This window comes from Rhizobium sp. Leaf262, assembly GCF_001422245.1.
Classification (GTDB): domain Bacteria; phylum Pseudomonadota; class Alphaproteobacteria; order Rhizobiales; family Rhizobiaceae; genus Agrobacterium.
On the sequence record NZ_LMMM01000018.1, the window covers coordinates 530955 to 541556 of the forward strand.

Genomic DNA, 10602 nt, shown 5'->3' on the forward strand with positions numbered 1-10602 from the left:
GGTCAAACTCCCTTGGCTGGCTGGTCTGGATCTTTGTCGTCGGGGTCCCGGCTATCATATGGCGCGTCCTCGACGTGGGTGGCGTCGACACTCCGATCTGGTCGATCTTCGAAGCTGGCGGGGTCATTTTTGGACGTGACGGTCAGACCCTCCACATCACTGCCGAGGTGATGGGCAAAGATTTCCGCAAGCGTGGCAATGTCAGGCCGCGGGATTTCGATGTGCGTTTCCAGCCGCCCGGACCGCTTGATGGCATCGTCGATCTGTTCAGGCCGGTTCGTCGCACCGACGATGATCAGACCCTCGCTTTTCACAGCACCATCCAGCAATTCCAACGCCTTGTTGACGACCGCATTCCAGTAGTCAGCATATTCCCGTTCGGCTGGTTGACGTTTGCCGATGCCATCGATCTCATCAATGAACAGGATGGACGGCGCTAACGCACGGGCCTCGGCAAAGCTCTTTGCCATCTTGTCGATGACATCATTGAGATGCCCGCCCTGCAGCCATGTGGAAACGGACGTGACGACCAGGGGCACCTGCAGACTGTTGCACAGCGCCTTTGCAAAGGTCGTTTTGCCGGTGCCGGGCGGTCCTGACAGCAGCAACTTGGCACTCATGTCAGACCAGGCAAGCGTGCCTGCCAGATAGTCGGCCAGATCGGCCTTGAGATCCAGCGCCCAAGTACTCGCCTTGCCGTATCCGGACAGCGTCTCGACAGCGAGCGCCGGTCGATCGCCTTCGCCTGACTCCCGTGGCTGCGGCTGGATAACCTCAGCACCCGACGGCTTGTCACGCTTCCACTTGCCACGGTTTTCATTGGGCTTGCCCGAACCGGTGGAGTCCTTCGTGGTCTTTGCCGTCTTTTCTGTCTGCCCTGAAGACGTCTCATCATCATCGTCGTCATCGCCGTCCTGGGCAGCGATACGATTGCGTTCTGTCAGTGAAGCCAGGACAGCAATCACCGCGCCTGCGCTGCGCCCCGGCCGGAAGGCAAGCACGACATCATCGATCGTCAGATAATGTGCGTCAGATGACTTCACCCATTGCTGCAGTGCCTCAAGCCCACTGGCACCATGCACCGTTTCGATCATGGCGCTGATGAAGGGGTAGTCGAGCCAGCCGGAAGTAAGATCGATGTCGGCTGCAATGTTGATTTCGGATGGAATGTGGTCGGCACGTTCGGCAATCGCCACGACCGGATAATCTCGCGTCAACGCATTGACCAGGCGCCGCTGCAATACGGATGCCGTCAGGCGATGGACGCTCTGCCCCATGAACTGAACATAGATCCGGGACGATTGCGCGCTTCCGTCAAAAACACCGTCATCGAAGACATATTCACCATCGATGCCGTTGAGCGCACCACCGGGAATAAAGCCCTGTGTCTCGATCAGCCGCCGCATCGCCTGTTCGAAGCCTGCGATCGGTGCTTGCAGAGATACGACCGGAGCCGTCATGACGGCAGCGCGCGCAATCCTGGAAAACGGCATGCGACTGTTTTCGATCGCACGTGACAACACGAGGGCTGCAACGATATTACTGACCAGCGGTGGCCTGCCAGCACGTCCGACGAGACCGACCGCATAGGCACGGCGCGCATGATCCATATCCAACGCTGGCTGGTAGCTGGTCCCCTGCTTTCGTGGCAGCAGAAATGGCAAGATCGATGCCAACGGCTTGGTTTCGGTGACGACAATGTCGGATGCGGGCGGAGGCGGCATGAGATAGCCGCCAAAATTCCGGCGCAGCCATGCAACGTCTCTTTCCGGATTACCGGAGAAACGCGTGGTATCGAACGCCGGTGCGTAGCGACGCACCACATGCCCGCCGATCTCGACGATTTTTACGTCCAGCAATCCGTTGATATGTGCATTGCGGCGAGCCTCACGCCGGGCAATGCGTTCAAGGCGACGAACGAACAGACGTGACAGCTTATTCATCGGATCCACCTTCCGTTGGCGCGGCAATAATTGCCGTTTGGGGAACCAATGAACCGTCCCTCGACGGCTTACGGCGTTTCGGCCTACCTGGCCCTGCATGGCGGCGCTCACTCATCAGACGGCGGCCAGCCCGGACCTCGCTAGAATGCGCATTGACGGCATCTGGCGCGTACGGGTCTGCAACATCGCCATTGCGTCGCACGAGCCAGTCCATCAGCAGGCAGCAGGTCGGATCACCGTGCGCGGCATGGTCCTGCAATCGGCTCATGATCGTATCCGGCAGGGTGCCAACCATCCCGCCCTGCTGTCTCAGATGGCACAGTGCCAGTCCGATGAGCAGAGCCGGATCATCGGCAAGCATCTGGACACGACGGAGTTCGGGATGACTAAGGATGATGCCGTCGGCAGGACGGCGACTAAGGGTCGGGTAGAGAGAGGACAAGATAGGCTCGCAGTGCACGCGCGCGGGCATATCCGAATGAGTGTCGGAAGACATGACGGCTCCTTGGCCAGACAGCAATCGGTCCGGCGCCAGTGAAGATGAAGGAATGGTGGGGAATTCACGGTTCCAGGCCGCGACAACCCTTGCCTGCTGCCCGACGACAAGCGTCAGGAAGCGGCGGACGATGTCAGGGGATCAGTGCGCCACAGGACGGCGCGCAAAGCCAACCCGGATGTAGGTCGGTTTCGATCCGTCTTCGTGATCATCATCCTGATCGCCATTGAGCGGGTCGATGGTATCGGGGCCAACATCGTCAGAACCGCGATCCTCATTTTGAGAGAGCACAGCCTGACCTTCTCTATGGGACCTGCTCGAACCGCTGAGATCGATGCGAGAGCGGACGGCCGGATACGACGAGGCGACCCCGGTTGGCAGGTCGGACACGGGCTGATCGTAGATACCAATCGCCTTGCGTGCCTCCGCCTCAAGAAGTTGCTGGACCTTGCGACCAAAACGCAGACGCAACTGCGCCATGCAGGCGGCGACACCGTCGATTTCGAGCAGGTCGTCGATCTCGGACAAAGCCCATACCCCATTGGCATGGTTGCTCGGGCGGCTGGCACCATCCACGATCGCCACTTCGACCGTGTCGACCATCAGACGCTTGTGATGCTTGTAGAGCCAGTCGGGCAGAACCATTGCTGACGCCATCATCTTCATCTTCAACTCTTCGAGACGGCTGGTGTCGCCGTAAGAAGCGAGCGATCGCTTGAGGTCGAGAATGTAGGCGGTGTGCCGGATGCGGTTCACGACGATCAGGTCGGGCGTGTAGGTTCCCTTGGCCGGTGCCTCGCAATCAAGCTTTATGCCGTCGAGTGAAGACCAGTCATTGCCGGACACAGCTTCCATCGCAGCCTTGACGAGCGGCAGTTTGAGCGACTGGGTCAGAACGGTGATGTTGGGATTGGTCTTGGCCAGGCGCTCGACAGCCTGTTCCAGAAGCTTGCCTTCCCGGAACGATACGGCGCGAACGAGTGAGGCGATGTGAACATAGTGGCCAAGGATCTCGTCTTCGACAGGTTCGCCATCGGCGATTGCGGCGATGGCGCGATCAATCAGCAGATCGAGGTCATCGGCGACATCGGAAAAGCGAACCAGGTGCGGATGGCGGCGCAGCACGGCAGGTTCGAGAGCGGCATGCATGGTCGCAATCGAGTCACGGCCATAGCCGTAGGGCCGCTGACGCGATCCGTTGTACCGGGCGACAGCAGGCGCGCTGCCGTTGGCGCTCAGATGGGTGGTCGAACGAAGAACTTCCCCGGTTGAGGGGATGGATGTAAACGTGGTCATAGCCCGATTCCTTTTTGCGAAGGCTTGAGGGTCAGGCCCTTGTCGATGTTTGCAGCATCGGCTTGGGCCGTTTTGTCCCAGTCATCTGGAACGCCCTTAACCTGGCAGGACCGGCGCTCGGGCTCAAGGTCCCAAACCAACAAAAAAGAACAAAGCCGGTACAAGGTTAACAGCGGGCTCACGATTGACAATCGCGCCTTCACCACGTCGATCTGCAAATCCGCCTTCGAGGATTTTCGCGGTCGCCGCGCCAACTCAATTCAGCCGTTAGAAGCGGGCAAAAAGAAAGGGCCGACAAGCGGCCCTCTCGAATGTTGACTGGAAGGCGCAAGCCGCTATCCATGGTGGAGTTCATGCCATCACGGCAGTTGGCGGATCCACGTCTTCTGATGCGTTCACATCAATGACATCGCTTGCATCGATCTCGACGGCGAGTGGCGGCACGATATTGATCTGCGCACGGGTCGCCGTTGGTTCGGCACCCTCGGCCACCCCGTCCGGAGCGCCCTCGCTCAGATCAGAGATCTCCGCCCGTTCGCTCGCAACTGCAGCCGTCGGTCTTTCCAGCGGCCACTTCGGTTTGCGTTCCTTGGAGACCACCCAGAGCAAGACCGGCAGGACTTCAAGCTGCAACCAGTCCCGCATACCGCCCGACTTCGGCCACTGCTCAACACCTCCCAGTTTATAGAGGATGTCATGGACCCGCGCCCATTCGCTCGACTTCGGGAACGTCATGGCACGAGCGTTGCAACGCAACTCAGTTTCCGTCTCGACAAACAGCGCCAGGTTTGTCAGTTCGAGCCGGGCAACACGGGAAAGGTCCTGAACCTCCTTGGCGAGCGCCTCCTTGATGACGCGTTTCTGCGACAGGGCCTCTTCGATTGCCCGGCAGATTGCCACGATATCGTCGATGAACACTTTCAGGCCATCGCGGCTCTTGAGCGCGATCAGAGCCTTCAGTCCGGTCAAGCCGCCGACCGAGAACTGATCATTCCGTTTCCCGTCGTCTTCGTCCTCGTGGGTACTGGCCATGATCGTCTTCACATCGGCAACCTTTAGACGGCCGGCCTCATTTGCGAAAGCGATCGCCTCGGCGATCTGGTCCTCAGTCGCTGATGACAGGTGGAACAGCACGGTTGATCCAACCGAAAGATCAACCAGTTCATCACGGCAGAACCCGAGGTTGCGGAACACCGCCATGTAATTGCGGGCGCTGCGTGCTTTCAGGTTACAGCGGATGTCGACCCACCTATTGAACGTACCCTCAGGCAGGATCGCGGCCACTTGCGCCAGATGATCGCCAAGTTCGAAGGTCTGTTCCGTCGTGCGGCGGCCAAGCTCATGGATGCGGGACGCCGTGTCCTCCAGTTTTGTATATACGGCGGTCGGGATGTCCATATCCGCATAAAAAGCGGCGGAAGAAGCGGCGGCAGTCTTGATTTGCTGAGTTGAGGTCATTTTGTGTCTCCAGTTGTTGCTACGGGCATCCGATCAGTCTAAATGACCGGACACACCTATTTTACTGCACAAACCGTAAACAACAAAACGCAAGTATTCCCACTTTGATGTATAAATTGAATATATCTATTCAATATGACGGTTTTTAAAAAGTAAATATCCTTACTATATTGATATCTACGCTATAATAATAATTTTCTTGCTATAAGTTAAAATTATTTTCAGGACTCTAATCTATCGTTACCTGCGTCAAACCAACATAAATTTGGCACTCAATCCTCAAACATTCGAATATCGGCGCATTTTAGGCCGTTCCTACGTATAGTCCGGAAGCCGCCAGCCTTGTTGAAGTAACGTCCTATTGTCTTTTGAGGCGCCGCGATCCACCTCTTCGCAACACTCAATCTGCAGCCAGAAACGCAAACGACGGCTCGCGACGAACGTTTGGAAGATCATCTTACGGTTATGGTCGGAGCAATACTGAACAGTGGCCCCGCTGCAGACAACATCGATGCGGCGTGATGTCCATCACTAGCTCGCAAGTCTGATCAGGTCGCGATCCATCGATGCAGATTGCCAGCACGTTGAGACAAATTGCGCTCATTCGATTCTCGGTTCTGGATTTCTGATTCAGACCGCTGGATGTGCGATTCTGCAAACAGCGTTTGTTGCCAACACCTCATCTCGACTTGCTTCAACTTGCCCGCAACTCGTCTCAAATTGCGCATCGATGATTCAAAACTCTGGAAAAACGATTCATAAACCGGGATTTGCGATTCCTGTGCAAACGGCGTTGCGGCTCGTGCTGGCATCTGACATGCGTGGCCTGTCGGTCGGAGAAAGACACTATGCCAAGAAAGTCGGATGATGCCCGCAACGGTGAACAGCGCAAGCGGCAGCAGAAGTTGCGTGACGCGAATCGCAAGGCAAAGAGACCGGGCCGTGACGACATCGCGCGCGTCGCGCTTTACTGGATGATTTCCAACATGTCGGCCAAGGGGACGGCTGAGGTTCTGGAGGAGTTTCAGGACCGGATCGTCACCATGCTGTCCGAGCAGGGTTTCGACACCCGCGAGAGCGAGGTCGTGCTCGACGAACTCGTCCACAAATACAGCAAAGGCGGCCTGCCGTTTCGTCGCAAGGTTCACCTGCTCTATTCTGACGATGCCGATCGGGACACGTGAAGCGGATCCCTACCCTTCCTGATTGCGCCCCCCGCCATCCATCATTCGATGGCAATCCACGCCTAACGGCGTTTGCCCATTTTACGGCATCTCCCCCCATTACTTCTTATAACGCCGTTCGATTCTGAATCGGATTTCCAGAGGATTTTGGTGCTCGCCGGGAATAACCGAGACCGCTTCGTAGTCCGAAGTAGATCTTATGCCGGGCGATAATTCAGTAAAACTCTAATGAATGCCGTTACATGTCTTTCAGCATCAAAGCAAAAAAAGCGGCTCGCGCCGAGAAGATGCGATTGACCGCAATGGATCCTCCGTTCATACGGCAATTAGCCGAAGCAAATTGCCAAGGCCGGAATGCGCACCGACTGTACTTCTTGCAAAGTCCGGTTGGGGTTTTGATGACATTGATAGACATCCTGGGACGGACAACGCAAGAATAACTCCCGGCGCCAATCTTCACCCCGTAATGAAGAAAGGTGATTTTTTAAAACCAGATGACTTCCGTCGCGGTACCGGGAAACGACCGGCGGAAACAGAGATCGAGTTGAAGAGCAGCCTGCATCACCTTATTCCGTGTGGTGAGCTCAAGCAGGCATTATAAAAGGGATCGAGGGCGAGCGGGCGCCTGAGGGATCCATAGTGGCGAGCGCATTCCTTCAAATCCACTCTGGACCCGAAGGACCAAAAAGTGCCCAAACTCAACAATCATGCTCCTACCCCAGGAGCAATTAAGACCCGTTACCTCCACGACGCCATCAACGATACCAAATCCCGCCTGTATTCCGCCACTGGTGTCATTGCGTCCATCACTGGTCTAACCGTATCCCAGGTGAATGATGCTGTCCGCCAGGTGCTCTACGGCACGGACTGGCTCGACTTCCCATACACGCCCGCAATCAAGCGCGTGCGTCATGGCGAAATCAAGCGCACCTTTCATCTGCTCGGATATGTCGGAGAGTGGCGTAACCTCACTGGCAAACCCACGCTGGCGGCCTATCTAAAGGACCGCACTGGCGCTGAGCGCGATCATCCTTGTGTCTTGTCCCTGAGCACGCACTACGTTGCTGTAAGCGGCGGTCTCTTCTGCGATGTCGCCAGCCGCGGTGTCGTGGTGGACATCGATGAGGCAAAGGGACGTCGCAAAAGGGTAGACCGCGTTTTGGTGCTGACCAAGCGCGTCGCACCAACTCCCATCTTTTCAAGGGTGGCGATCGGCTACACCAAGAAGACGGGTGCAGGTGGCAAATTGGATCAGCTTTTCCGTAAAGCGATCAAGGCTGAGACGGGAGCGATCCGCGTCAAGATCACGCCGAACGAAGTCTTCATCATTCGTCACGACGAGAGTGGTTGGTACTGGCTGGGTAGCCGCAACAGCGTCGAGGACCTGATCCTGAGACCGCAGCCGAACGGCCGTCTTCGTGGCGACACGGACGAAGCCGCGAGCTACCGTAAAGCCATGGGCGAATAGCACCGAGCAAGCAGGTGTCGTCGCGGCAATCATTGCCGCGACCTTCTGCTCTGCCGCCAGGCCTTGATGGCTTGGCGACTTGCCCGGGCTCCCAAGCGGCCTGCGCCAGGTTAGCATGTCCTCAATTCGTCACCTTACGCTGTGAGAATACTATGACAAAGAAAGTCCTCATTTATCTCCGCAATTCGAGCGACACGTTGCGCACCGCATGCGCCGAATCGCAGCTCTATTACGCGAAGTCCTTCGTCAAAAAGAAGGGCTGGGAACCGGAACTGATCTGCCGCGATGAAGACATCGGCGAAGTTGTCTTCACGGCCCAACCCGGTGTCCAGAAACTCCTGGAAGAGCTAGATGTCGGCTCAATCGACGTCATCCTTTGCCATACCCTGGATCGCTTATGCTCGCGCTTGGCCGTTGCAGTTCGGCTGATGAATGATCTCAAAAGGAAAGGCATCGAGCTCTGGGCTGCCGATCCGGGTATCCGGATCAAGACCAACGATCTAATCGATTACTACACTAGTGATGTAGGTACACCGATCAGAGGCAGTCGCAATCGCTCGCAGATGCCTGATGACCTTTATGAGGTGGAACACCTGGTTCCCCTTGCATACGGCTATTGCTACACCGGCGCATACAACAACGATCAGCAGTACATTTTCGGTTTCCAGGTACCTGAACCGGGGACCGCAGAAATCGTCCAGCGAATTTTCCAGATGTACGCCGATGGAATGTCGCCGGCAAAAATTGCGACAATCTTCGAATCGGAAGGTGTCCCCGGCCCTTGTGACCGCAAATGGAGTGGCGCCACCATCCGCGGCGACCGCGCTCGTCGCACAGGCATCCTCAACGACGAAATCTATATAGGTCGCTCGTGGGTCCCTGGCCGGAACTTCGTGTCTGCGTACGCACTGCGCATCATCACGGATGAGCTCTGGAGCCGCGTCAAGCTGCGCCAGAGCTTTGCGGCTCGGGGCGCTGCAGGATCCCCATCCCGGCCTTAGTGCAGCGTCGAAAGGAACAGATGCAGACTGGCCGACCACATCGGCCAGTCTGCACAATCACAATACTGAAGATGGAATTCAGCACATGACGAAGAACGTTTTGTTCTATGCCCGTTACTCCACCGACCGCCAGAATGAGGTTTCGATCGAGACCCAGACGGAACTCGGCAAGAAGTTTGTTGCCGACAGGGACTGGAAGCTGGTCGCGACCTACTCCGACTCCGCGATCAGCGGGACGACATTCACCTCTCGCCCTGGCATCCAGCAGCTCTTGGCGCACGTGAAGCGCGAACGTATCGATGTCGTGCTCTGCGTCAATGTCGATCGTCTGTCGCGCGATGTCGAGCACACCTCGAAGATCCTGAAGGATCTGAACTACCACGACTGCGCCATCTGGACTGTCGAGGCCGGCCGGGCGGTCACCGATATGGAGTTGCACATGCGCTCCACGATGAGCCATGAGCTCGTCGAGCAGGGTCGGACACGCACCCGAGAAGGTATGAAGACAGCAGTACGCAAGGGGAAGGCAACCACTTGCCTCTCCTACGGCTACAAGCTCTCCCAGCAGCGCGATGCGAATGGTGACCGCATCAAGGGGCTGAGGGAGATCGATCCGGTCAAGGCCGAGATCGTGCGGGGGATCTTCAAAGACTATGTCGATGGCGTCTCACCGGCAGCCATCGCACAGAAGCTGAATGACCAGGGAGTTCCAGGGGCACGCACCAAATATTGGCGTGATACCACCATCCGGGGCAGCGTCACTGACGGGAACGGCATCCTGAACAACGTTCTCTACGTCGGCAAGGTGATCTGGAACAAACAGAAGTTCCGCAAGGACCCGACGACAGAACGGCGAACCTCTCGTGCGAACGACAGGGACGAATGGGAGTTCATGGACAAACCTGCGCTGCGCATTGTTTCGGATGAGCTGTGGGAACGGGCGAAGCAACGCCAGGCCGAAAGCCGGGAAGAGTTCGACCGGCACTCGACAAACCGTCTCAACGCGACGCACCGTCCGGAATATCTTCTCAGCCGGATGCTCCAATGTGCCGAGTGCGGCGGCCCCTACGCAATCAGTGGAAAGGATCGCTATAGCTGCACCAACCGCAAGAAGCGTCTACCGATCGACGAACTCGGCGGCGAATGCTGTAGCAACAGCAAAACCATCACACGCCATGAACTCGAAGAACGCGTCCTCAATTGCATACCGGTCGCATTCTACTCCATCGATATCTTCGACCGGATTTCGCAGAAGATGATCGCCCATGAGGTGACCAAGCTGAAGAGCGTCCCCTTCCGCAAAGATCAGATTGCGACAGAGCTTGCAAAAATCAAATCGACGCAGGCGGGTCTGATGCAACAAATCCAGGACCGGCATGCCGAAGGCCGACCGCGCCTTGCCATCCTAGACGACCAACTGGATGGACTGGAAGTCACGCGTGAGCAGCTTGCCTTGGAGCTTGCCGCTACCGAAGTGCCGACGGAGGATTTTCAGGAAAAAATTGCGAAGCTGAAGCAGCAGTTCAATCCTGATAATGTCGAGGTTGCCATCCGCAAGCTGATGTTCCTAGCCCGTAACAATGCCGACGAAAACGCCAAACAGCGCCTGATGCCGATCGTGCGCGATCTCATTCAGACCGTGGTGATTGGCAAGACACCGGGCCACCAGGCGGCGAGCCTGCAGGTCCATGGCGACATTGCCACCATCATGGCATCCATGGAGGTTCTGGATCTCATGGAGCAACAGTTCCTTGCC

At 57.0% G+C, this 10602-nt stretch carries 10 protein-coding genes; 5 read left to right on the forward strand and 5 right to left on the reverse strand.

What is annotated here, in order from left to right; all coding sequences use genetic code 11:
• Positions 1-2: 2 nt before the first annotated feature.
• From ASF29_RS19950 to ASF29_RS19970, 5 genes are all read right to left on the reverse strand, one after another.
• Entirely contained in the window at positions 3-1943 is a 1941-nt protein-coding gene (locus ASF29_RS19950) for an ATP-binding protein (RefSeq protein WP_062452369.1), read from the reverse strand.
• Complete coding sequence (locus ASF29_RS24630; RefSeq protein WP_162237920.1) at positions 1936-2439, reverse strand: hypothetical protein; 504 nt, start codon at positions 2437-2439, stop codon at positions 1936-1938. The genes ASF29_RS19950 and ASF29_RS24630 overlap by 8 nt, the downstream gene beginning before the upstream one ends.
• Positions 2440-2580: 141 nt before the next feature.
• Positions 2581-3735: a hypothetical protein gene (locus tag ASF29_RS19960; RefSeq protein WP_062452371.1), complete on the reverse strand. Its 1155-nt coding sequence runs from the start codon at positions 3733-3735 to the stop codon at positions 2581-2583.
• Entirely contained in the window at positions 3732-3953 is a 222-nt protein-coding gene (locus ASF29_RS19965; RefSeq protein WP_062452372.1) for a hypothetical protein, read from the reverse strand. Before ASF29_RS19965 ends, ASF29_RS19960 begins: the two co-directional genes overlap by 4 nt.
• A 133-nt stretch (positions 3954-4086) precedes the next feature.
• Complete coding sequence (locus tag ASF29_RS19970; protein ID WP_062452373.1) at positions 4087-5193, reverse strand: hypothetical protein; 1107 nt, start codon at positions 5191-5193, stop codon at positions 4087-4089.
• Between the two features lie 848 nt (positions 5194-6041).
• Between ASF29_RS19970 and ASF29_RS19975 the strand changes: the two genes are divergently transcribed.
• The 5 genes from ASF29_RS19975 to ASF29_RS19990 form a co-directional block, all read left to right on the forward strand.
• Positions 6042-6377 (forward strand): hypothetical protein, encoded by a 336-nt coding sequence (locus tag ASF29_RS19975; protein WP_062452374.1) that lies wholly within the window; start codon positions 6042-6044, stop codon positions 6375-6377.
• Positions 6378-6609: 232 nt separating this feature from the next.
• A complete protein-coding gene (locus ASF29_RS24525) occupies positions 6610-6978 on the forward strand; it encodes a hypothetical protein (RefSeq protein ID WP_156462746.1) in 369 nt (122 codons plus the stop codon).
• A gap of 87 nt (positions 6979-7065) precedes the next feature.
• Positions 7066-7845, forward strand: a complete 780-nt coding sequence (locus ASF29_RS19980) for a hypothetical protein (RefSeq protein ID WP_062452375.1) — start codon at positions 7066-7068, stop codon at positions 7843-7845.
• 152 nt (positions 7846-7997) lie between these two features.
• A complete protein-coding gene (locus ASF29_RS19985) occupies positions 7998-8846 on the forward strand; it encodes a recombinase family protein (protein ID WP_062452376.1) in 849 nt (282 codons plus the stop codon).
• A gap of 85 nt (positions 8847-8931) precedes the next feature.
• Positions 8932-10602, forward strand: a 1671-nt coding sequence (locus ASF29_RS19990; protein WP_062452377.1) for a recombinase family protein, incomplete at its 3' end; no start/stop codon positions are given.

Coding starts and splice junctions, on each gene's coding strand:
- ASF29_RS19950 (WP_062452369.1), bottom strand. CDS start 1,943: ATGAATAAGCTGTCACGTCTGTTCGTTCGTCGCCTTGAACGCATTGCC.
- ASF29_RS24630 (WP_162237920.1), bottom strand. CDS start 2,439: ATGTCTTCCGACACTCATTCGGATATGCCCGCGCGCGTGCACTGCGAG.
- ASF29_RS19960 (WP_062452371.1), bottom strand. CDS start 3,735: ATGACCACGTTTACATCCATCCCCTCAACCGGGGAAGTTCTTCGTTCG.
- ASF29_RS19970 (WP_062452373.1), bottom strand. CDS start 5,193: ATGACCTCAACTCAGCAAATCAAGACTGCCGCCGCTTCTTCCGCCGCT.
- ASF29_RS19975 (WP_062452374.1), top strand. CDS start 6,042: ATGCCAAGAAAGTCGGATGATGCCCGCAACGGTGAACAGCGCAAGCGG.
- ASF29_RS24525 (WP_156462746.1), top strand. CDS start 6,610: ATGCCGTTACATGTCTTTCAGCATCAAAGCAAAAAAAGCGGCTCGCGC.
- ASF29_RS19985 (WP_062452376.1), top strand. CDS start 7,998: ATGACAAAGAAAGTCCTCATTTATCTCCGCAATTCGAGCGACACGTTG.